Genomic DNA, 21,581 nt, shown 5'->3' on the forward strand with positions numbered 1-21,581 from the left:
TCAATAGGCTTCGAGTCGCTGCATGTCGCGCGCCAGGCGCCGCACTTCGGCTTCTTGCCCCTGAGCCAGGGACTCGAAGAACTGGCGCTCGTCCTGCCCGGTCGCGAGTTCGCTGCGCTGAGCGTAGAGATCCTGCAGCGTACGATGGGCGGTCAAGGCGGTGGCCAGCACGCTCTGCACGCTATCGCAGTCGATGCTCGACGGGAGCCGCTCCAGCACGGGCGCATGGGAAAAATCATGGGGATCGTCGAACCAAGTATCAAGGACCCCGCGATGATCGCCGCCTTCGGCGAGATAGCCTTCCAGATCCGCCTGCAGCTTACGCTCGTGCTCGGCCAGGTAGTCGAGTGCCATGCTTACCCGCTCGGCGACCTCGCCCTTCGCCAGCCCGGCGTAGCGGTCGGCGAGCTGGGCATGATAGCGAGCGGCCCAGGCCACCAGTTCCTTGACTTGATGAAAGCGCATGCACAGTTCCTCCTTGCCCTGCCGCCGCGGCCATTCCGGCGGCCTTTGCCTTCATCCTAGCCAAGACGCACCAAAACCGCTTGATGCACATCAACACGAGCGTCCATGCCCGCCATCATCAGCGGCCGGAACCCACGAAGCCATGCGCATGGGGGCCGACGCCGGTCAACGCGCCGCCGCGTCACCACTCCGCGCTGGTTTCACGCAGAGAGGCGATCTCGCTCTTGGCCTGCGCCAGACAGTCACGGAGCTCCTCGGCCAGCGCGGCAGCGCTGCCCACCGCGATCATGCCCGGTGCGGTGGCAGGCATGCGGCGTGCCACGCCATCCGGCTCGTGCAAGGCCGCGAGCCTGGGCAACAGCCAGGCCAGCCAGCTATCGTCGCGAAGAGCCAATTCGCGCAAACGCTGCAGTTCGGCAATGCCGGCAACCTCGGCGCCGAGCAGCTCGCGCCAGTCATGCCGTTCGAGATGGGCGTGCTCTGTCACCTCGCGCAGCAGCGACTCCAGCGCCAGTTCGACCAAGGCCAGGGCGCCCTCCTCCGCGGCCATGCGCCGAGCCTCGGCGTGCTCGTCGTCACCCGGGTCCACGTCGAGCAGCAACTCGGCCTGGTACAGCAGTTGATTGGTGCGTCCTCGCGGGGTCACTTGCGCTTGTCCTCCACTCGCCAACGCCCATCCTCGAAAGTGGCTTTCCATCCCGTCGCCTTGCCGGCCTCTTCGGTCATCACGTACTGCGACTTGGCCTTGCGCGAGAAGCGAATCTGCGCCGGACGACCGTCAGGGTCTTCACTGGGGGCATCGAGCAGGTAGCGGTACTTGTCGGGCAACTCTTCTGCGTGCGCCCTGAGTTCGCGCACCAGGGGCGGACGCGTCTCGCGGTTCTTGGGGAACTTGCTGGCGGCCAGGAACAAGCCACTGGCACCGTCGCGCAGCACATAGTGGTCATCCACTTTCTGGCAGGCCAGTTCCGGCATGGGAATGGGATCGATCTTGGGCGGCGCCACCTCGCCGTTCTTGAGCAGCTTGCGAGTGTTCTTGCACTCGCCGTTGGTGCAGCCGAAATACTTGCCGAAGCGCCCGCTCTTGAGCTGCATCTCGCTGCCGCACTTGTCGCACTCGATGGTCGGGCCATCGTAACCCTTGATGCGAAAGCGCCCCGCCTCGACCTCGTAGCCGTCGCAATCCGGACTGTCGCCGCAGATGTGCAGCTTGCGCGTCTCGTCGATCAGATAGCTGTCCATGGCCGTGCCGCACTTGGGGCAGCGGTGCTTGGCGCGCAGCGCCTGTGTTTCGGCCTCTTCGTCGGCGTCGGCGGCCACGGCTTCCTCTCCGGGCAGCAGGTCGATGGTCGTCTTGCAACGCTCCTTGGGCGGCAGGTTGTAGCCACTGCAGCCCAGGAAGACGCCCGTCGATGCCGTACGGATCTGCATCTTGCGCCCGCAGCTCGGGCAGTCGATGTCGGTGGGCACCGGTTGGTTGGGGCGCATGCCCTCTTCGCTCTCTGCCGCTTCGAGCTCCTGCTTGAACTCGGCATAGAAGGCATCGAGCAGTTCGCGCCAATTGCGCTCGCCTTCGGCCACTTCGTCGAGGCCGTCCTCCATGCGCGCCGTGAAGGAGTAGTCCATCAGGTCGGGGAAGGATTCCTTGAGACGTTCGGTCACGATGTCGCCGAGCTTCTCGGCATAGAAGCGGCGGTTCTCGAGCTTGACGTAGCCGCGTTCCTGGATGGTCGAGATGATGGAGGCGTAGGTGGAGGGACGGCCGATGCCGCGCTTCTCCAGCTCCTTGACCAGGCTCGCTTCGGTGTAGCGCGCCGGCGGCTTGGTGAAATGCTGCTGCGGGTCCAGCGCATCGAGGGTCATTGGCGTGCCTTCGGCCAGATCGGGCAACGCCTGATCCTCGTTCTTGCCGCTCGGTTTCATCACCCGAGTGTAACCGTCGAACTTCAGCACCCGCCCCTTGGCCTTGAGCTCATAGCCGTCGGCCTCCACGGTCAGCGTCGTGGAGAGGTACTCGGCCGGCGTCATCTGGCAGGCCACGAACTGGCGCCAGATCAGCTCGTACAGGCGTTCGGCGTCGCGTTCCATTCCGGCCAGGTCGCCGGCGCGGCGCGTCACCTCGGAAGGACGGATCGCCTCGTGGGCCTCCTGCGCACCCTCCTTGCTGGCGTAGCGGTTGGGAGACTCGGGCAGGTAGCGACTGCCGAACTCGCCGTCGATGAAGTCGCGCACGCTGGCCACCGCATCGTTGGAGAGGTTGGTGGAGTCGGTGCGCATGTAGGTGATGTAACCCGCCTCGTAGAGGCGCTGGGCCAGGGTCATGGTCTTCTTCACCGAGAAGCCCAGGCGACCGCTCGCCGCCTGCTGCAGCGTGGAGGTGATGAAGGGCGCGTTCGGTTTCGAGCGGGTCGGCTTGTCCTCGCGCGAGGTGATCGCCAGGCGCGCATCGCGCAGACCCGCGATACGCTCCAGAGTCTCGGCCTCGGCGGTGGGCCGGAAAGCCTTGCCATCCTGGCGCATGAGCTCGAAACGTACCGGCTCTCCGTCCGGGGAGACCAGGTCGGCGTGAACGTCCCAGAATTCTTCGGGCACGAAAGCGCGGATCTCGCGCTCGCGCTCGACGATCAAGCGCATGGCCACCGACTGCACCCGCCCCGCCGACAGCCCGCGGGCAATCTTGGCCCACAACAGCGGCGACAGCATGAAGCCCACCACCCGATCCAGGAAACGCCGCGCCTGCTGGGCCTCCACGCGGGGGATGTTCAGCGTGCCGGGATCCTGAAAGGCGTCCTTGATGGCATTCTTGGTGATTTCGTTGAACACCACGCGCTTGTACCGGGACTCCTCGCCGCCGATGGTCTCGCGAAGATGCCAGGCGATGGCCTCCCCCTCACGGTCTAGGTCGGTGGCGAGGTAGACGGCATCGGCCTTCTCGGCGAGCTTGGCGAGTTCGGCCACCACCTTTTCCTTGCCCGGCAAGATCTCGTAGCGAGCCTCCCAGCCGTGCTCCGGGTCGATGCCCATGCGCCGGATCAACTGCTCGCTCGCCTTGCGCTGTTTGTAGGCGGCCTTCTCTTCCGGCGACATCTTGCGCGTCGCGGCGGCCTGGCGTGCCCGCTCCTTCGGGTCGGTGGCCGTCTTGCCCGAGCCGCTGGTCGGCAGGTCGCGGATGTGACCCACGCTCGACTTCACGATGAACTCGTTGCCGAGATACTTGTTGATCGTCTTGGCCTTGGCCGGCGACTCGACGATGACCAGTGACTTGCCCATAGTGCTCCACTTTGTGCAGGGCGGGACCCACGGATCCCGCCTGACGGTTTACGCTCGCGCTTCCTGACGAACGCTGCCTGCAGGGTGAAAAATCCGCTTACCCTACCCCAGGCATCGGCTCAGTGCCAGTCGCGGCCGACGCAGTAGAGGGCAATCTCGGGTGAACACGACGAGAGGCGCCGGGCACAGCTCGAAGAGGAGGTCCGTTGCCATGGATGACAAAAGCAGCGCCCAGTAACCGGTTCACACAGCGCCTCGTCGACGATCCGGCGCCCCGGAGCAGTCACCGGTCAGCACCGAGTCAACTCGCCTGACTGCGATAGCCCTGCGACGCAGTATCGGAGAGCCTAGACCGCACGCCCGGGCCGCCGCAAGCACCCGCCGGTCAATGCAGAGCGCCCCCTCCCGGCGCCGGGAGGGGGCGCGATGGCCAGCGGGGCTCATCAGCGCTTGCGTGGTCGGCGCCGGGTCGGCGGCTTGCGCGCCTCGCTGACGGCCTCCTCGTCTTCGGCACTCTCCGCCCTTCCTTCGGCGACCGGCACCCTCCATTGATCGAGCAGACGCTCGACTTCGCCTCGAGCCACGATCTGGGCGCGGGCGCCGCTCTCGAGTTCGCCGTGCACCTCGGCCAGGGCTTCCGGGCACTCGCGAGGTGCGGCTGACTCGAGCGCCTGCAAGAACAGGGCCTTGATGTGGTCGTAACGACGGCGCGCGTGCTCCGACAGACCACCGCTGGCGGCGAGGACGTGATCGATGTGTGCCAGATGGCCCTCGATCGCCTCGACGCTGTCACCGCGCAGCAGTGCAGGAATGGCGGCCAGTGCCGCTTCGCGGTAGTGCTTGAGAATGAAGAACTGTTCGCGCACCAACCCCTTGAAGTCGGCCAGGGTACTGCCGGGTTCCAGCTCGGCACGCGAGGCCCGCAGACGCTTGAAGTTGCGCTCGTCGGTGGTGGGCGAGCCCCCCAGCACATGAATCACCGAGCGCATCACCGCTGCATGGCTGCCCCCCTTGGCAATGCGCCCCTCGAGCTCGGCATGACGCTGTTCGAGGAAACGCAGGTGTTCCGGCTCGCGGCCCGGTCGGCGACGCTGCGCATAGGCATCGCCATAAAGTCCCACCATGGCCTGCAGCAGCGGCTGACCGTAGACATGCAGGAAGAGGTGCTCGGTACTCTGATCGCGCAATACTCGCCAGGCATCGAGGTTTCGAGAGACCTGGTTCGAAGCGGCGCGTTCGAAGACGCGAAACGGGTTGTCTTCTGCCACCGGATGGCGGTCCTGGCGGACCCAGTCGGCCAATACCGGCAGCGGCACCGACAGCGGATTGCGATCGGAGAGCAGCTTGTAGCCCAGCCGGATGGGATGCATGCGGCGAATCCAGCGCGAGGCCTCCGGCGTCATCACCGCCCGTATCCAGGGTTGGACGAAGAGCCGATAGATGCCCATGTTGATCTGCGAAACCCGCGCCACCGTGGCGAACCGGGTATCGTCGTCGTCGCGATGCTGGATTTCGCGATTGAGCCCTTCGATGGAACGCGGCTTGAACTCCAGCAGGTAGTCGCGCTCGATGAGATCGGCGTCGCTGCGCTCGGCGGCACTCGACACCGTGGTTTCGTAGAGCCCGGGCGGCAGAACGTCGATGTAGTCGATGTTGGCCGTGAACTCGGTGTGCTCCTTGCGCGACACGCTGCCCGACACGAAGATGCCCAGATGGCCAGTGGTATCGTGCACGCAGTAGACGATGGTCTGCCCACTGGCAATGACGTCGTCGGCATCTTCGTAGAGGTCGCGAATCCAGCCCAGCGCCTGGGGCGGAGGCGTGATGTCGTCGCCTCGAGAGCAGAACACCACCACCGGTGAGCGCACGTTGCGCAGATCGATGCGCCGGCCATCCGAGGTCACCAGTTGGGCCGTGGAGAGACGGTTGCCGATGAACAGGTTGTCGACGATGTACTGAATCTCTTCGCCGCCGAGCACCACGTGGCCGCCCCACCAGCGCTCGAAATCGAGGTAGCGCTCGGCCTCGCTGTCCACCTGGGCGTAGAGTCGATACTGCTTGTCCCACCAGGTATTGGCCGGGTTCAGGCGCTCGAAGTTCTGTACCAGCCAGGCGCCATCGAAGAGCCCGCTGCCGATGTCACTGACCAGAGCGGTGAGCCAGCTGCCACCGGTCACACCGCCGGAGTAGCGCATCGGTGCATGCCCGCGTTCCCCCGCCCAGTAGGAGAGCGGCGCCCCAGCGATCAGGATGGGGCCGAATGCCTCCGGCTCCAGGGCGGCGGCCATCATGATCTGCCAGCCTGCCTGGCAGTTGCCCACCACCATGGGCTTCTCGGAGCTCTCGGGATGACTGGCCACGACGTGGCGCAGGAAGGCGATTTCCGCCTCCACGACGTCCTCCACCGTCTGGCCCGGCTCGGGGAACGGCAGAAAGCCGATGAAATAGCAGGGATGCCCAGCTCGCAGTGCGACGCCGACTTCGCTGTCCGGCTTGAAGCCGCCGATGCCGGGACCGTGGCCGGCACGCGGGTCCACGACCACGAAGGGCCTGGCCTGCAGGTCGACCTCCACGCCCTCGGGCGGCAGGATGCGCAGCAGCTCGTAGTTGACCGGCCGCGGCAGTTGGCGGCCGTCCATCACCACCTCGGCCTCGAAACCGAGGACGTTGGGCTTGGTCTTCTCGATGTGCTCCAGGTACTGGTTGCCGCGCTGGCGCATCACGTCCATGTAGAGCACGCTGCGTTCGACGGCATCTCGCCAGTAGTCGAAGGCGGCGCGGCCGAAACCGAACGGATCCAGAAACGGCAGTGCCTGGGCAGGCGGTATCGGCATCAGGGGATTCATGTTCGACTCCATGGTTCAAGGCTCCATGGCTCGTCGGTGGCGCGGAAGTCCGCCGACGAGTGGGAATGTTGCATTGCAACATTCTCAGGATACGCCCTCTCCGTCGGGTTCGCAGCCCCCTGACATCGATTTTTTTTCATGGCGCTGCATTTTCCTGCGCATGACACGGCTTCGTGCTCGCCCATTCACGACGCGCCGCGCCCTTGCCTGGCGCGGCAAGCCCCTGTGCCGCCCAGCGGCGAATGTGGTAGATTGACGGCCTGCGACCAACGTATCAATCGGCCCACCGTGCCCGCTGCGGCATGGTCCGGCAAACGCCGAGTGGAGAGGCTCACCCTATGAGCGAGGACACCGAAAAGCGCATCCCCAGCGGCGAAAAGTTCCGCACCGAACACGGCTTTTCCGCCATCAAGGATGGCATCAAGCAGGGCAAGCCATCGGCCGGGGGCAGCGGAGAACCGGGGCGCAAGCCCAAGTGGCTGCGCGCCCAGATTCCCGGTGGCGAGCGTTTCGAGGCGGTCAAGCGCAACGTCAAGGAGCATCGCCTGAGCACGGTGTGCGCCGAGTCCCACTGCCCCAACATGGGCGAATGCTGGAGCAACGGCACCGCCACCATCATGCTGATGGGCTCGGTATGCACCCGCGCCTGCCGCTTTTGTGCCGTGGATACCGGCAATCCCGGCGGCTGGCTGGATGCCGAAGAGCCGGCCAATACCGCCGAGTCGGTGGAGCTGATGGGGCTGCGCTACGTGGTCCTCACGTCGGTGGACCGTGACGATCTCGACGACGGCGGCGCCGGTCACTATGCCGACTGCATCCGCGCCATCAAGGCCAATACCCCCCACGTGGTCGTGGAAGCGCTGACTCCCGATTTCGACGGCGACCCGGCCGCCATCGAGCGGGTGGTGGACTCCGGCCTGGAGGTGTTCGCACAGAACGTCGAGACCGTGGAGCGCCTGACGCGCCGGGTGCGCGACCCACGGGCCGGCTATCGCAAGACCCTCGACGTACTCGCCCACGCCAAGGCCTACAAGCCCGCGGTGTTGACCAAGACCAGCCTGATGCTGGGTCTCGGCGAGAGCGATGAGGAGATACTGGCCACCTTCGACGACCTGCGTGCCATCGGCGTGGATATCGTCACCCTCGGCCAGTACCTGCGCCCCACCCGCAACCACCTCCCGGTGGAACGCTGGGTCAGCCCCGAGGAGTTCGAACGCTATCGCCAGCTCGGCCTGGAGAAAGGGTTCATGGAGGTCGCCTCGGGGCCGTTGGTACGCTCCAGCTATCGCGCCGACCGGGTGTTCGAGAAGAACAACCTGGGCCTGGCCGCTCCCGCCGAGATACCGGGCCAGGCGCCGGACCCGAACCGCATCGACGCCATCAACGTGGGCTGATCGGCTCGCGCTCCACGCGTGCGGGGCGCAGTTCGCGCCCCAGTTCACGGGCCAGACAGACTGCCAGCGTCTCCCCCACCGCCTCGACGCCGGGACAGTCGCTCGCCAGATCAGCCAGCCGCGTCATCGCCAGACCGGCATGGCCGCAGGGATTGATGCGCGAGAACGGCGAGAGGTCGCCGTCGACGTTGAGCGCCACGCCGTGGAAGCTCGCCCCGCGACGAATGCGCAGCCCCAGCGAGGCGATCTTGGCCTCCCCCACGTAGACCCCGGGTGCGTCGGGACGCGCCCGAGCCGCCACGCCCTGCTCGGCGAGCAGCGCGATCACCGCATTCTCGATGGCGCTCACCAGGTCGCGCACCCCGAGTCGGGCACGGCGAACGTCGAGCAACGGATAGAGCACCACCTGTCCCGGCCCATGGAAGGTGACCTGGCCGCCGCGGTCGGTCTGCACCACCGGAATGTCGCCCGGCATCAGCAGGTGCTCGGGCTTGCCGGCCTGCCCCTGGGTGAACACCGGCTCGTGCTCCACCAACCAGAACTGGTCGGGCGTGTCGGCATCTCGCGTGTCGGTGAGTTCGCGCATCGCCTGCCACACCGGCTCGTAGCGGCGCCGGCCAAGACGATGCAGTTCGATGGGCAACGGGCTGTCGGCCGTCATCACACCACCATGTGCACGCGGCCGGTCGCCTTCAGCTCGGCGAACAGGGCCTTGAGCTGCGCCTCGCCGGTGGCACGCAGGGTCAGGCGCACGGACTGGAAACGGCCGTTGCGACTGTCCACCACCTCTAGCGACGACGCATCGAAGGTGGCATCGTGGCGTACCACCACCTGGCAGACGGTGGCGGCGAAATCGTCGGCGGCGTCGCCCACCACCTTGATCGGGTAGTCGCACGGAAAGGTGATCTTGGCCGCCGGGCGCGAGGGGCGCACCGAGCCACGCAGATCACGCAGGCGTCGATCGCTCATCATCCGAACCATTCATCGTAGAGGTTGCTGAAGAAGCGCTGGACCTGATCGAAGAGGCGCTTGAAAAGGCCGCCCTCGGCGATGCTCTCCAGAGCCACTAGCGGCTGCTCGCCGACCACCTCTTCACCCAGCATCACCTGCAGCGTGCCCACTTCCTCTCCGGCCGCGACCGGAGCCGTGAGGTCGGCACGGATGTCGAGACGGGCACCCAGTTCCTCGTTGCGCGAGCGCGGCACCGTCATGTGCACGTCCTCGTCGACGCCGACGCGCAGCTCGTTCTTCTCGCCGCCCCAGACGCGCGGTGAGGTGAGCACGGCGCCCTGGTCGTAGAGACGCAGCGTCTCGTAATAGCGGAATCCGTAGCTGAGCAGCTTCTGGGTCTCCTGGGCGCGCGCCTCTTCCGAGCTGGTTCCCATCACCACCGAGATCAGCCGCATCTCGTCGCGCTCGGCCGAGGCCACCAGGCAGTAGCCTGCCTCCTCGGTCCACCCGGTCTTGAGACCGTCGACGCTGGGGTCACGCCACAACAGGCGGTTGCGGTTGGGCTGAGTGATATCGGCGTAGGTGAACTCCTTCTGGGCGTAGGTGGCGTAGTGGGCCGGATAGTCGTTGATGATGTGTTCCGACAGCAGGGCGAGATCGCGCGCCGACGAATAGTGGTTCTCGTCGGGCAGCCCGGTGGCATTGACGAAGTTGGTGTTGTGCATGCCCAGGCGAGACGCATGCTGGTTCATCATGTCGGCAAAGGGGCGCTCGCCCCCGGCCAGGTACTCGGCGACCGCCACGCTGGCATCGTTGCCCGAGACGACGATGATCCCCTTGAGTAGGTCCGCCACCGACACCAGGGTGTCGACTTCGATGAACATCTTCGAGCCACCCGTGCGCCAGGCCTGTTCGCTGACGGGTACCGTGTCGTCGGGCTGGATGTTGCCACGATCGAGCTCGCGTTCCACCAGGTAGGCCGTCATCAGCTTGGTCAGGCTGGCCGGCGGCAAGCGCTCATCGGCATCGTGTTCGGCCAGCACACGACCGCTGTCGGCATCCATGAGTATCCACGACGTGGCAGCCAGCTGGGGTGGCGCCGGGATCATCGTCTGGGGCACCGGCACCGATTGAGCCAGCACCTGGGAAGCGAACAGCATCAGACTCAGCAGCAGCCATGGGCGGAAAACGGGGATCGGCACTCTCATTGGGCTTGGTCTCTTGACGTCATTGGGGTTCAGGGAAAACGAGCACCGTCAATCGGCATCCTTGACGATGAAACTCTGGGAAAAACCGGCACGTCGAAGCTCGTCGCGGGCCGGAGCGACCTGATCGGCATGGGCCAGTGGGCCGACCTGGACTCGGTGCACGCCGGCGCCACTGGTGACCCGCACCGGGTGCGATAGCTCATCCTCGAGCTGCACCTTGAGCTGACGGGCATTGTCTGCCGAGCCGAGCGCAGCCACTTGCAGATACAGGGGACGGCCTTCCACGGAGCTGCCCTCCTGGCGCGTTTCGCGTGCATCGGCGCTCGTCGCTGACGATGTCCTCACCGCTTCGGGCTGGGTCGCCACGGTTTGGACCGGGGCCTGACCGTCGTCGCGCGCCGGAGCCGCCTGCTCGCGGGACTTCTGTTCATCGGGCCGATTCTCCGCCAGCCACTCGGCCGGGTCGATGGCCTCCACGGTCACTCGCCCGGTACCCTGCTCCAGGAAACCCAGCCGTGCGGCGGCGGCATAGGAAAGATCGATCTCGCGGTCGCTGTGGAAGGGGCCGCGATCGTTGACGCGCACGATCACCGAGCGTCCGTTGTCGCGGCTGGTCACTCTGACGTAACTGGGCAGCGGCAACGAGCGATGGGCGGCGCTCATCTTGTACATGTCGTAGATCTCGCCATTGGAGGTGGCGTAGCCATGAAACTTCTCGCCATACCAGGAGGCCGTGCCTTCGCGGGCATAGCCGCGGGCGTCGGGCAGCACGTGATAGGTCTTGCCCCACACTCGGTAGGTCTCACGGTTGCCGCCCGCTGACGGCGGCTCCACGCGCGGCACGGCATCGGGAATCTCGCTGACGTCGGGCGGCTCTTCGGGATAGGCATCGCCGCTGAGGGCGTAGCGCCCGCCGTTGGACGCCGGCTCGGCGCCGTCGCGGTCCACGGCCGGCTGAGTTCCCCCGCGACCGGCACAGCCTGCGAGTAGCGACATCAGGACGAGACCGATCAGCGCGATTCTCATGCGTCCTCCTCACGCTCGGTGCGGGTGACTTCGAGCCGATGCGGCACCAGCTCGCGTCTCGACTCGATCGCCTCGGCCAACTCGCTCACCGCCATCGCATACAAATGACTGTGATTGTACCGCGTGATCACATGGAAATTGTCTCGCCCCAGGCGATAGCGCCAGGCGGTTTCGTCGGTTTGCAGCGCCAGGGGAATGACCCGCTGATCGTCGCCAAGAGCCGTTTCGCTGGTCACTCCAGCCTCTCGCAATTCCGCCATGTGCGCATAGGGCGTCGTCGTGCGATTGAATGCGATCGCATCGGGCGGCACCCGTGGCCCTTCGGCCTCATGGTAGATCGGCGCACCGGATTGCCAGCCGTGCTCGGCGAAATAGTTGCCCACGCTGCCGATGGCGTCGACGGGATTGGCCCAAAGGTCGCGCTGGCCATCGCCGTCGAAGTCCACGGCATAGGCACGGTAGCTGGTGGGTATGAACTGCGGATAGCCCATTGCCCCGGCGTAGGACCCGTCGATGCTGCCCGGATCGACCTCTTGCTCGTGGGTGATCTCCAGAAAGGCGGCCAACTCACCGCGGAAGAAGTCGCCTCGCGAGGGGTGCTCGAAAGCCAGCGTCGCCAGGGAGTCGAGCACGCGGTGGCGACCGGTATGGCGACCATAGGCCGTCTCGACGCCGATGATCGCCGCAATGACCTCCGGTGGCACGCCGTAGACCGCCTCGGCCCGCTCGAAGGCCCGTGCATGGGCATCGATGAAGGCCACACCCTGGGCGATGCGTTCGGGCGTCAGGAAGATGGCCCGATATTCGTCCCAGCGAAGATGCCTTTCGGCCGCGCCGGCCATCGCCTCCAGCACTCCCGGCTGCAGCACGGCCCGGCGCAGGGCCGCGGCGACCCAGTCTCGCTCGAGGCCGCGACCACCGAGTTCCTCGACCAGGCTACGGGCGCCATCGTGACTCACCGGATCGAACTCACCGGCAACCGAGAGCGAAGAGGTCCCCCACAGGGTCAGAACCACCGCGCCGACGACGACGCCTTTGTTCCATCTGCCCGCTGGCATCATGCGTTTGCCACTCCTGGAAGGGAAGCCACCGACTGCGACTACGCTCAGCGCGGCAGGAATCGGCGGTGTCCGTGAATGGACATGAGAATACCGAAACCCGCCATCAAGGTCACGCTGGAGGTGCCGCCGAAACTCACTAGGGGCAACGGCACGCCGACCACCGGCAGGATGCCGCTGACCATGCCCACGTTGACGAAGACGTAGATGAAGAACGTCAGAATGATGGCCCCACCCACCAGGCGCCCGAAGGTATCGTGTGCCGTGGCGGCCAGCCACAGCCCGCGCATGACGATCAGCAGATACACCATCAGCACCACCAGCATGCCGACCAGGCCGAACTCCTCGCCGAGCACCGCGACGATGAAGTCGGTATGGCGCTCGGGCAGGAACTCCAACTGCGACTGAGTGCCCTCCAGCCATCCCTTGCCCCATAGCCCGCCGCTGCCGATGGCCGTGGTCGACTGGATGATGTTCCACCCCGATCCCAGCGGATCGCTGTCGGGATGGAGGAAGGTCAACACGCGCTGACGCTGGTAATCGTGCAGGTTCATCCACAGCAGTGGCAAAGCCGCCGCCGCCATCATGCCCAGGGCGAGGATGAAACGCCAGGAAAGGCCGGCAAGCAACACCGCGAAAACCCCCGCCGAGGCCACCAGCAACGACGTACCCAGGTCCGGCTGCTTGGCGATCAGCACCACGGGGCCCCCGATGATGAGGGCGCAGATGGCCACGTCACGCAACCGCGGCGGCAGCTCGTGCCGGCTCAGCCAGGCGGCGACCATCATCGGCATGGCGAGCTTCATCAGCTCCGAGGGCTGAAAGCGGATCACGCCAGGAATCACCAGCCAGCGCTGCGCTCCCATGCCCATGTCGCCCACCAGCTCCACGGCGACCAACATCAGCAGGCCCATGACGTAGGCCAGGGGAGTCCAGCGCAACAGCGTGGCCGGCGACACCTGAGCCAGCACCACGAGCACGCCAATGGCCACCATGAAGCGCGTTGCCTGGGCGATCACCGTCTCCAGACGCTGCCCACTGGCACTGTAGAGTACGCCCAGTCCCGCCGTCATCAGCACCAGCAGCAGGATCAGCAGCCAAGGATCGATATGGATGCGCTCCCAGAAGCGCTTGCGGCGCGTCATGCCACTGTTCGGGGGACGCACCGGGTAGCCCCGCAGCCGTCGGCTCAAGTAGCTCATCGCCATGCGTCAGTTCCCCGCCACGCTACCGTCGTCGGTTTCCATCGTTTCACGCAGCTCGTCGACATCGGGCACCTCTTCTTCCTCCAGCAGCCAGGCATCGGTCATGGCCCGCGCCAGATGAGCGGCGTGAGCGCTGCCGCCACCGGCATTCTCGACGATGACGGCCACCGCGATCTCGGGATCCTCGAGGGGAGCGAAAGCGACGAACAGCGCATGGTCTCGCAAGCGTTCGGCGAGTTCCTCGGCGTCATAGCGTTGATCCTGGCCCAGCGAAAAAACCTGTGCCGTGCCCGACTTGCCGCCCATGCGATACTCGAGCCCTTCCCCGGTGCGCCGGGCCGTACCTTCATGGCCGCTGACGACCTTCTCCATGCCGGAAAAGATGCGATCCCACCAGTCATCGTTCTCCACGGTGATGTCGGGCGGAGTCTCGGGCAGCTCTACGGGCACGGGTTCATCGCCGATGCGCCGGGCCAGGCGCGGCTTGACCCACTCGCCGCGATTGGCGAGTACCGCAGTGGCCGTAGCCAGCTGCAGCGGAGTGACCTGCCAGTAGCCCTGACCGATGCCTACCGACAGCGTCTCGCCGGGGTACCAGGGCTGATCGAAACGTCCGCGCTTCCACTCCCGCGAAGGCATGAGTCCCGGGCTCTCGCCCTGAACATCGTGCGCCACCCGCTGCCCGAAGCCCAGCGCACTCATGCGTTCATGCAAACGATCGATGCCCAGCTCATGGGCCAGGGAATAGTAGTAGGTGTTGTTGGAAACGGCGATGGAGCGCTCCAGGTCGACGCGTCCATGCCCCCAGCGCAGCCAGTTCCGGTAGCGCCGCGAATCGTTGGGCAACTGGAAGTAGCCGGGATCGTAGATGGTCTCCTCCGGGGTGATCTCGCCTTCGGCCAGACCGGCCAGGGCCAGGAACGGCTTGATCGTCGAACCCGGCGGGTAGTGGCCACGAATGGCACGATTGAACAGCGGCAGGTCGAGATCTTCCTGCAGGCCGCGATAGGTACTGACGTCGATGCCCGTGACGAACCGGTTGCTGTCGAAGCCGGGCGCCGACACCATGGCCAGGATCTCGCCGGTCTGGGGTGCGATGGCGACGATGGAACCCCGACGCTCCTCGAGCAGCTCGTAAGCGAGTGTCTGCAGCTCCTTGTCGAGGGTCAGCGTCAAGTCCTTGCCGGGTACGGGGTCGGTACGGCCCAGCTCCTGCAGCACGCGTCCGCGGGCGTTGGTCTCTACCTTGCGCAATCCCGCCTGGCCGTGCAGCAAGTCCTCGTAGTAGCGCTCCACGCCGGTCTTGCCGATGAAGTGCGTGCCGGCATAGCGCCCCGCATCCAGCGACTTCAGTTCTTCGGCGTTGATGCGCCCCACGTAGCCCAGAGCATGGGCCATGATCTCGGCATCGGGATAGTAGCGCAACAGTTGCGCTTCCACCTCGACGCCGGGCAGGCGATGGCGGTTGACCGCCAACCTGGCGATCTGATCCTCGTCGAGATCGCTCAGCAGCAGCGCCGGCTGAAAGGGCCGCTGGCGCTGGCCGGCGCGCACGCGAATGGCGTCGGCTTCCTCTTCCGACAGCTCCAGCAACTCTTCCAGTTGCCGCAGAGTGGCGTCGACATCCTCGACCCGCTCGCGGATCAGCATCAGATTGTAGGTGGGCCGGTTGTCGGCCAGCAGTACGCCGTTGCGATCATGGATCAGTCCGCGAGTGGGCGGCAACGGTTCGACACGCACGCGGTTCTTCTCCGAGCGCGTGGTATAGACCTCGTGCTGAACCACCTGAAGGTAACCCAATCGCCCCATCAGCAGGCCGGTCAGCGTGGTGACCACCAGCGCCGCCAGCAGCGAGCGAGACCGAAAGATGCGCAGCTCTTGCTGGGGATTCTTGAGAGTGTCACGGCGAAGACGCATGCCGGTCATTGACCTCGAACCGTCGTTTCAGAAGCACCGCCATCAGCGGTGGTAGGGGTGGCCCACCAACAGCGTCCAGGCGCGATAGAGCTGCTCGGCGACGATGACCCTGACCAGGGGATGCGGCAAGGTCAACGGCGACAGCGACCAGCGCCGGTCGGCGGCAGCACTAAGCGCGGGGTCGAGCCCATCGGCCCCCCCCACCAGCAGTGCCACGTCGCGCCCTTCGAGACGCCACTCCTCGGCCTCTCGTGCCAGGCGTCGGGTGCTCCATGCCTGCCCCCCCTCCTCCAGCGCCACCGTGAGTTCGTCACCCCGCAGGCGCTCGCGAAGCCGACGCCCCTCCAGGGACACGGCCTTCGTCACGTCGGCGTTCTTGCCACGCGATCCCGGAGATATCTCCTCGACATCCAGAGCGAAGTCGCGGGGCAGACGTCGGCGATAAGTCTCGACGCCTTCGGTCACCCAGCCAGGCATGCGCGTTCCCACCGCCAGCAGGCGGACCTTCATAGGCCACCTTGCCGACCGCCGACGTCGGCATCGCTGGGCAGGTCGGCCCACAGGCGTTCGAGGTCGTACAGCTGGCGGGTCTCGTCGAGCATCACGTGCACCACCAGGTCGCCGAGATCGACGAGCACCCAGTCGGCCCCGGCCCGTCCCTCGACACCCAGCGGCTGGAGGCCGTGTTCCTTGGCCTCTTGGATGACACGCTCGGCCAGCGCCGCCACGTGACGAGTGGAAGTGCCGCTGGCCACGACCATCACGTCGGTGACGCTGGTCAACCGCGAGACGTCCAGAGTGGCCACGTCCTTGGCCTTGAGCGACTCCAGTGCATCGAGCACCAGCGCTTTCAGGGATTCCGTGGTGTGCGAATGGTTGTGCATAGCCCCTCGTCGATGGGAAGTCCGGATCGGCGTCCATTGTAGCGTCTTGCCGAGCCACTGGCAGCGGTCAATGGTGCCGATAGAGGTCGCATTCGAGGATCCGAGCTTCCACGGCTTCCGGCAGCAGATAGCGCACGCTGCGTCGTTCCGCCAGGCGACGTCGCACCGCGGTGGCGGAAATCGCCATGCGCGTCGGCAGCGTCAGCCGCAACAGCCCTCCGGCCGGCTGCGCCATGAGCGCTTCGGCATGCGCTGCTTCGCGTCCGCGAATCAATGCCTCCAGCGCCCGTGGCAGCGGCGCCTCATGGTCGGGGCGATCGATCACCACCACGTGGGCGAGCTCGAAGAGCCGTTCGGGGGCATGCCAGTCGGCGAGCCGCAGGAACGCATCATGACCCAGCGCCATGACCAGTCGCGCCTCGCTACCCGACTCCTCGCGCAGGCTGGCCAGGGTGTCGGCGCTGTACGAAGGGCCGTCGCGCGCCAGCTCCCGCGGATCGGCGACGAGACCCGGGGTGTCGCCGATGCCCAGACGCAGCAGGGCGAGGCGCTCTTCGGGCGAGACGCGAGGCTCCCCACGCAGCGGCGGCATGGCAGCGGGAACCAGGTGGAGACGATCGAGCGACAGCGCCTCGCTCAGTTCCACGGCACTGCGCAAGTGCCCCAGATGAACCGGGTCGAAGGTGCCGCCCAGCATGCCGATACGCGGCGACGCCCGATGGGACATTTCGCTCACTGACGCACCTGTCCGTCACCGAGTACCACGTACTTGCACGTCGTCAGCCCTTCGAGGCCCACGGGGCCGCGGACGTGCAGCTTGTCGGTGGAGATGCCGATCTCCGCACCCAGCCCATATTCGAAACCATCGGCGAAGCGGGTCGACGCATTGACCATCACCGAACTGGAATCGACCTCGGCCAGAAAACGCCGTGCCAGCCCATAGTTCTCGGTGACGATGGCGTCGGTGTGATGAGAGCCGTAGCGCTCGATGTGGGCGATGGCCGCCTCGATGCCATCCACGACGCGGATGGCCAGCAGCGGCGCCAGGTACTCGGCATGCCAGTCGCTCTCCTCGGCCGGCTCGCAATCGGGCAGGATCGCACGAGTGCGCTCGCAGCCTCGCAGTTCGACGCCATGTTCGCCGTAGGCAACGGCCAGCTGCGGCAGCAGAGCTTCGGCCACCGGGGCATCGACGAGCAGCGTCTCCATGGTATTGCACGTACCGTAGCGGTGGGTCTTGGCATTCACCGCGATCGCCAGCGCCTTCTCGGGATCGGCAGTGGCATCGACATAGACGTGACAGACGCCGTCGAGGTGCTTGATCACCGGCACTCGCGCTTCACGGGCGATACGCTCGATCAACGACTTGCCGCCGCGAGGAATGATCACGTCGACGTACTCGGGCATGGCGATCAAGCGCCCCACCGCCTCACGGTCGGTGGTCGCCACCACCTGCACGGCCGCCGCCGGCAGCCCAGCCTCGGCGAGTCCCGCCGCGAGGCAGGTGGCGATCGCGGCATTCGACTCTCGCGCCTCGGAGCCGCCGCGCAGGATGGCGGCATTGCCGGACTTGAGGCACAGGCTCGCCGCTTCCAGGGTGACGTTGGGGCGCGATTCGTAGATGATACCGATCACACCCAGGGGCACTCGCATCCGCCCCACCTGGATACCGCTAGGACGCGCCCTCAAACCATCGATCTCACCCACCGGGTCGGGCAGAGCGGCCACCTGCTTCAGCCCTTCCACCATGGCATCGATACGGGCATCATCGAGAGCGAGACGATCGAGAAGGGCCGCATCGAGTCCCGCCGCGCGGCCGTGATGCACATCCCGCGCATTGGCGGCCAGCACCTCGCCTCGCCCCTGCTCGAGCCTGGCGGCCATGGCCAACAGGGCGGCATTCTTCGTGGCGGTAGGCGCGCGACGCATGTGCGCGGCAGCATCACGTGCGGCCTGCCCGAGTCGGTTCATGTAGGCGACGACATCGCCACCATCACCGGCAGCGTTACCTTCGGGTCGAGAAACGGGAACTGACATGCGTTGTGGCTCTCCTGGCCAAAGCGCAAAGCGCGCTTTGGTCGTTATACTGTGGGCAGACCGTCCTGCAATGGGACCATTCATAGTAAGGCACCATGCAAAGCAAGTACAAAGTCGGGCTGATGCGCCTCAATCTGCTGGCCGGAGCCCTGCTGCTGGCCCTCATCGCTTCCCGCCAGCCGCAGCTGGCCGATGCGCTGCTGCTGTGGCTGGGCGTCCTCTGGCTGACGCTGACGGCAGCACTGCTCGAATTCAGCCACCGTCGGCCCGGCATGTTGCCTTGGCAACTGCTGCCCGGCCTGCTGCTCACCGGGGTGCTCTGGACGGCGCCGGAACGCTTCGCGCTGTGGCTCTGGCTATGGCCGGCCGTACTGTTGATGCCGCAACCCACCTGGACGCTGGCCGTCAACCTGTGCCTGGCGGGCGTTTCCTGGTGGACGCTCTATCCGCTGCTCGGACCCTTCCAGGCGGTGTTCGCCGGGCTAGCACTGGGCGTGCTGACGGCCATCGCCATGGCGCGTCGCCATCAGACGCAGCAACCGGTGGTCCGTCAACGGGTCCGCCTGGTACCGGGACTGCCACTGTGGTCGGCACACCAGCTGACCGAGGACCTTCCCCGCGAACGTGCCCGCTGCCAACGCGAAGGCGTGCATGGCGAGCTGCTGTTGCTCGAGGTGCCGCGCCACCAACTGTGGGCGACGGCACGCATGCTGTGCCACCAACTATATGACTTCGAAAGCTGCTATCGCCTCGACTCGCGCACCCTGGCCGCCCTGCTGCTCAGCCGCGATGACGACCAGGCCAGCCAGCGCAGAGCAGCGCTGATGGACACTCTGCCGACGCCACGCAAGACCCGCTTCATGTCGCTGGCGACGACCGATGACCTCGAGACCCCGCTGGCCGATTTCCAGCGCCAGCCTGTGACGCCTGCCGTCGGCCGGGAGTTCGAGCATGGATGAGAACGCCCCCAACACGGCGGGACGTTTCGCTCTCGCCTATGTCACGGGAGCCCTGCTGCTGGCCAGTTATGCCGCATGGCATTATCTGATGGGCCACTATGCTCGCATCCTGCTTCCCGCACTGCTGGGCCTGCTGATGCTGGTGGCCGCCGTACTGCGCCTGGCCGTCGTCAACCACCCGCGTCTGCCCGCCTACCTTGCGCTCATCGCCGGCTACCTGCTGTTGGCTCTGGAGCTGCCGTGGCTGGAGGAGTCCGCTACGCTATGGGTGGGCCTGGCCCCGGTGCTGTCGGCACTCCTGCTGCCGTTGATGCCGGCGCTGACGCTCAATGTCGCCTTGGCCCCGGCCTGGCTGCTGCTGTGCGGAGCTCCGCCGTTCAGCGACCTTTCCCTGGCCTACCTGGCGTCGATGGCGCTGGTGCCACTGGCTCTGTGGGAGCAGCGACGACAACGCGCCCTGATGCTGGCCACCGACCCTCGCGACAGAGATTGCCAAGCGCTCTCCAGCGACGGCCTGCATGCCCATCTCGACAGCGAATTCCAGCGCACCGAGTTGTTGCATCAGTCACTGGCGATCGTGGTGATCCATCTGCCCCAGGTGGAGATGGCCAACGAACAGTTCGGCAGTCGCGCCCGCCAGGCTCTGCTCGACACCCTGTGTCGCGAGGTCCGTCGCTGCTCGCGTCGCCACGACTTCCTGGGACGCCAGACGCTCTCGACCTTCTGGCTGGTATTGCCCGACACCAGCGAAAGCGGCGCACAGCTCGTGCAGCAGCGCATTCTCCAGGCTCTGGAGCCGGTGGTGCTGGTGGATACCGGTCCGCTACGCTCACGCATGGGGCTATGTCAACGCCTTCCCGGCGAAGACTGGCAGCGCTTCCGCCGTCGACTGCAGGATCTGACCCAACGCCTGGAAACGCAGTAGGAAACCGTTTCACTGCCGCTTCGGAGCCGCCGCTTGAGCCTCACCGCCACTCTCTACCAGTTGACCCCCTCCCCCGGCATGCTGCTGCTGATCATCGGCGCCATCGCCATGATCGAATCCCTGGCCATGGTGGGACTACTGGTGCCGGGCGTGGTGCTGATGACCGCCGCCGCCTCACTGGCCGGCCATCAGGAACTGTCGATTCCTGCGGTACTCCTGGCAGCCTTTGTCGGCGCCGTCACCGGCGATGGCGTGAGCTTTGCGCTGGGCTACAGGCTGCGCGGGCGCGTGACGCAGCATTGGCCGTTCTCGCACCACCCGGAATGGCTCGCCCTGGGAGCTCGTTTCTTCCAGCGCTACGGCAGCTTTTCGGTGTTCCTGGGGCGTTTCGTCGGCCCGGTGCGGCCGGTCATTCCGCTGACCGCCGGCATGCTCCACATGCGACCGCGCACCTTCACCTGGGCCAATCTGGCATCGGCGGCCCTGTGGGCACCCGCCTACGTGCTGCCGGGCTACCTGCTCGGCCAGGCCTGGCAGCGGCGCCTGGACGTGCCGCCGGGCCTGGAACGCTGGCTGATCATACTGGGGATCTTGGTGATCTCGCTGGCCGTGACGTTCTCCTGGCTGCGCCAGCAGGTCAGTCGCTCTGGCCGACTCTACCGCTTGCTGCTGAGCGGAGCGCGTCGCTATCCTCTGCTGCGCCGCCTGTGGCTGGACCAGAGCGAACACGGGGAGGTACCGCTCGGCATCTGGCTGCTGCTGGTGCTCTCGCTGGGCGGGCTTTCCGGCTGGACGATCCTGGTCATTCACCACGATGGCCCGCTGGAGACGGATCTGGCGGTGCAGGCGCTGTTCCAAGCACTCGATACGCCCTGGCTACGCACCGGCAGCGAGGTGCTGGCGCGGCTCGGCGATCGTTACGGCATAGTGGCGCTGATTCTGCCCTGGGCGATATGGCTGCTGGCCCGCCGTCGGCTGGACGCACTGACGCATGGTGCTGCCGGCCTGATGGGCATCGCACTGCTCAACGTCCTGAGCAAGGAACTGATCGGCCGGGCGCGCCCCTTCGCCCCGGAGCACCTGGCCGACTCTCTGGCCTATCCCAGTGCCCATACCTCCACGACCGTGGTGCTGCTCGGCACCGTGGCCGCTTTCGTGGCCAGCGAACTACCCCACCGGCAGCGCTTCTGGCCCTACTGGGCCGCCATCCTCCTGGCCCTGCCCATGGCCCTGTCGCGCCTGACGCTCGGCGTGCACTGGCTGAGCGACGTGGTCGGCGGAGCCCTGCTGGGCCTGGTGGCATGCGCGCTGGTGCAGCTTGCCTGGCAGCGACGCCCGCGCGCCTCTCTCGCCCCCTGCCCCTGGACGTGGCTGCTGCTCGCCTCGCTGCTGCTGGCCACGGTCCGTGTGGTTTGGCTGCCGCTAGCCTAGCCAGG

At 66.3% G+C, this 21,581-nt stretch carries 19 protein-coding genes; 4 read left to right on the forward strand and 15 right to left on the reverse strand.

Features of this window, described 5'->3' with window-relative positions:
* From BLP96_RS07175 to BLP96_RS07190, 4 genes are all read right to left on the reverse strand, one after another.
* Positions 1-465 (reverse strand): hypothetical protein, encoded by a 465-nt coding sequence (locus BLP96_RS07175; RefSeq protein ID WP_089684548.1) that lies wholly within the window; start codon positions 463-465, stop codon positions 1-3.
* Between the two features lie 181 nt (positions 466-646).
* Positions 647-1,111, reverse strand: a complete 465-nt coding sequence (locus BLP96_RS07180) for a DUF6586 family protein (protein WP_089684550.1) — start codon at positions 1,109-1,111, stop codon at positions 647-649.
* A complete protein-coding gene (topA, locus tag BLP96_RS07185) occupies positions 1,108-3,735 on the reverse strand; it encodes a type I DNA topoisomerase (protein ID WP_089684552.1) in 2,628 nt (875 codons plus the stop codon). The genes BLP96_RS07180 and topA overlap by 4 nt, the downstream gene beginning before the upstream one ends.
* A 443-nt stretch (positions 3,736-4,178) precedes the next feature.
* Positions 4,179-6,581, reverse strand: coding sequence for a DUF3141 domain-containing protein (locus BLP96_RS07190; RefSeq protein WP_089684553.1), 2,403 nt, complete (start codon positions 6,579-6,581; stop codon positions 4,179-4,181).
* A gap of 338 nt (positions 6,582-6,919) precedes the next feature.
* On the opposite strand from BLP96_RS07190, the gene lipA reads away from it, so the two are divergent.
* Positions 6,920-7,975, forward strand: a complete 1,056-nt coding sequence (lipA, locus tag BLP96_RS07195) for a lipoyl synthase (RefSeq protein ID WP_089684555.1) — start codon at positions 6,920-6,922, stop codon at positions 7,973-7,975.
* Here the strand turns inward: lipA and lipB are convergent.
* The 11 genes from lipB to BLP96_RS07250 form a co-directional block, all read right to left on the reverse strand.
* The gene (gene lipB, locus BLP96_RS07200; RefSeq protein WP_089684557.1) at positions 7,962-8,636 is read right to left on the reverse strand and encodes a lipoyl(octanoyl) transferase LipB; all 675 of its coding nucleotides are present in this window, start codon (positions 8,634-8,636) and stop codon (positions 7,962-7,964) included. The genes lipA and lipB overlap by 14 nt on opposite strands.
* Complete coding sequence (locus tag BLP96_RS07205; RefSeq protein ID WP_089684709.1) at positions 8,636-8,944, reverse strand: HP0495 family protein; 309 nt, start codon at positions 8,942-8,944, stop codon at positions 8,636-8,638. The genes lipB and BLP96_RS07205 overlap by 1 nt, the downstream gene beginning before the upstream one ends.
* Positions 8,944-10,086 (reverse strand): D-alanyl-D-alanine carboxypeptidase family protein, encoded by a 1,143-nt coding sequence (locus BLP96_RS07210; protein ID WP_245682195.1) that lies wholly within the window; start codon positions 10,084-10,086, stop codon positions 8,944-8,946. The genes BLP96_RS07205 and BLP96_RS07210 overlap by 1 nt, the downstream gene beginning before the upstream one ends.
* Positions 10,087-10,182: 96 nt before the next feature.
* Positions 10,183-11,160, reverse strand: coding sequence for a septal ring lytic transglycosylase RlpA family protein (locus BLP96_RS07215; RefSeq protein WP_089684560.1), 978 nt, complete (start codon positions 11,158-11,160; stop codon positions 10,183-10,185).
* Positions 11,157-12,221 carry a lytic murein transglycosylase B gene (gene mltB / locus BLP96_RS07220; protein WP_089684562.1) on the reverse strand — a complete coding sequence of 355 codons (1,065 nt, stop codon included), beginning with the start codon at positions 12,219-12,221 and terminating at the stop codon, positions 11,157-11,159. The genes BLP96_RS07215 and mltB overlap by 4 nt, the downstream gene beginning before the upstream one ends.
* A 44-nt stretch (positions 12,222-12,265) precedes the next feature.
* Positions 12,266-13,426 carry a rod shape-determining protein RodA gene (rodA, locus tag BLP96_RS07225; protein ID WP_089684564.1) on the reverse strand — a complete coding sequence of 387 codons (1,161 nt, stop codon included), beginning with the start codon at positions 13,424-13,426 and terminating at the stop codon, positions 12,266-12,268.
* Positions 13,427-13,429: 3 nt separating this feature from the next.
* A complete protein-coding gene (gene mrdA / locus BLP96_RS07230; protein ID WP_089684711.1) occupies positions 13,430-15,340 on the reverse strand; it encodes a penicillin-binding protein 2 in 1,911 nt (636 codons plus the stop codon).
* Between the two features lie 42 nt (positions 15,341-15,382).
* Positions 15,383-15,850, reverse strand: a complete 468-nt coding sequence (rlmH, locus tag BLP96_RS07235) for a 23S rRNA (pseudouridine(1915)-N(3))-methyltransferase RlmH (protein ID WP_089684566.1) — start codon at positions 15,848-15,850, stop codon at positions 15,383-15,385.
* Entirely contained in the window at positions 15,847-16,224 is a 378-nt protein-coding gene (gene rsfS, locus BLP96_RS07240; RefSeq protein WP_089684567.1) for a ribosome silencing factor, read from the reverse strand. The genes rlmH and rsfS overlap by 4 nt, the downstream gene beginning before the upstream one ends.
* Positions 16,225-16,291: 67 nt before the next feature.
* Positions 16,292-16,951 carry a nicotinate-nucleotide adenylyltransferase gene (gene nadD, locus BLP96_RS07245; RefSeq protein ID WP_089684571.1) on the reverse strand — a complete coding sequence of 220 codons (660 nt, stop codon included), beginning with the start codon at positions 16,949-16,951 and terminating at the stop codon, positions 16,292-16,294.
* A 5-nt stretch (positions 16,952-16,956) separates the two neighbouring features.
* Positions 16,957-18,261, reverse strand: a complete 1,305-nt coding sequence (locus BLP96_RS07250) for a glutamate-5-semialdehyde dehydrogenase (RefSeq protein ID WP_089684573.1) — start codon at positions 18,259-18,261, stop codon at positions 16,957-16,959.
* A gap of 95 nt (positions 18,262-18,356) precedes the next feature.
* Here BLP96_RS07250 and BLP96_RS07255 point away from each other — a divergent pair, with 95 nt between their 5' ends.
* From BLP96_RS07255 to BLP96_RS07265, 3 genes are read left to right on the forward strand one after another with little or no spacing between them, the layout of a single operon-like run.
* A complete protein-coding gene (locus tag BLP96_RS07255; protein ID WP_089684575.1) occupies positions 18,357-19,220 on the forward strand; it encodes a hypothetical protein in 864 nt (287 codons plus the stop codon).
* A complete protein-coding gene (locus BLP96_RS07260) occupies positions 19,213-20,145 on the forward strand; it encodes a diguanylate cyclase domain-containing protein (protein ID WP_089684577.1) in 933 nt (310 codons plus the stop codon). The genes BLP96_RS07255 and BLP96_RS07260 overlap by 8 nt, the downstream gene beginning before the upstream one ends.
* 33 nt (positions 20,146-20,178) lie before the next feature.
* Entirely contained in the window at positions 20,179-21,576 is a 1,398-nt protein-coding gene (locus BLP96_RS07265; protein WP_089684579.1) for a bifunctional DedA family/phosphatase PAP2 family protein, read from the forward strand.
* The last annotated feature ends 5 nt before the right edge of the window (positions 21,577-21,581 follow it).

The organism is Billgrantia gudaonensis (genome assembly GCF_900100195.1).
Classification (GTDB): domain Bacteria; phylum Pseudomonadota; class Gammaproteobacteria; order Pseudomonadales; family Halomonadaceae; genus Halomonas; species Halomonas gudaonensis.

Excerpts from the sequence above, each read along its gene's own strand:
- BLP96_RS07175 (WP_089684548.1), bottom strand. The coding sequence starts at position 465 with ATGCGCTTTCATCAAGTCAAGGAACTGGTGGCCTGGGCCGCTCGCTAT.
- topA (WP_089684552.1), bottom strand. The coding sequence starts at position 3,735 with ATGGGCAAGTCACTGGTCATCGTCGAGTCGCCGGCCAAGGCCAAGACG.
- BLP96_RS07190 (WP_089684553.1), bottom strand. The coding sequence starts at position 6,581 with ATGAATCCCCTGATGCCGATACCGCCTGCCCAGGCACTGCCGTTTCTG.
- lipA (WP_089684555.1), top strand. The coding sequence starts at position 6,920 with ATGAGCGAGGACACCGAAAAGCGCATCCCCAGCGGCGAAAAGTTCCGC.
- lipB (WP_089684557.1), bottom strand. The coding sequence starts at position 8,636 with ATGACGGCCGACAGCCCGTTGCCCATCGAACTGCATCGTCTTGGCCGG.
- BLP96_RS07205 (WP_089684709.1), bottom strand. The coding sequence starts at position 8,944 with ATGAGCGATCGACGCCTGCGTGATCTGCGTGGCTCGGTGCGCCCCTCG.
- BLP96_RS07210 (WP_245682195.1), bottom strand. The coding sequence starts at position 10,086 with ATGCTGTTCGCTTCCCAGGTGCTGGCTCAATCGGTGCCGGTGCCCCAG.
- BLP96_RS07215 (WP_089684560.1), bottom strand. The coding sequence starts at position 11,160 with ATGAGAATCGCGCTGATCGGTCTCGTCCTGATGTCGCTACTCGCAGGC.
- mltB (WP_089684562.1), bottom strand. The coding sequence starts at position 12,221 with ATGATGCCAGCGGGCAGATGGAACAAAGGCGTCGTCGTCGGCGCGGTG.
- rodA (WP_089684564.1), bottom strand. The coding sequence starts at position 13,426 with ATGGCGATGAGCTACTTGAGCCGACGGCTGCGGGGCTACCCGGTGCGT.
- mrdA (WP_089684711.1), bottom strand. The coding sequence starts at position 15,340 with ATGCGTCTTCGCCGTGACACTCTCAAGAATCCCCAGCAAGAGCTGCGC.
- rlmH (WP_089684566.1), bottom strand. The coding sequence starts at position 15,850 with ATGAAGGTCCGCCTGCTGGCGGTGGGAACGCGCATGCCTGGCTGGGTG.
- rsfS (WP_089684567.1), bottom strand. The coding sequence starts at position 16,224 with ATGCACAACCATTCGCACACCACGGAATCCCTGAAAGCGCTGGTGCTC.
- nadD (WP_089684571.1), bottom strand. The coding sequence starts at position 16,951 with ATGTCCCATCGGGCGTCGCCGCGTATCGGCATGCTGGGCGGCACCTTC.
- BLP96_RS07250 (WP_089684573.1), bottom strand. The coding sequence starts at position 18,261 with ATGTCAGTTCCCGTTTCTCGACCCGAAGGTAACGCTGCCGGTGATGGT.
- BLP96_RS07255 (WP_089684575.1), top strand. The coding sequence starts at position 18,357 with ATGCAAAGCAAGTACAAAGTCGGGCTGATGCGCCTCAATCTGCTGGCC.
- BLP96_RS07260 (WP_089684577.1), top strand. The coding sequence starts at position 19,213 with ATGGATGAGAACGCCCCCAACACGGCGGGACGTTTCGCTCTCGCCTAT.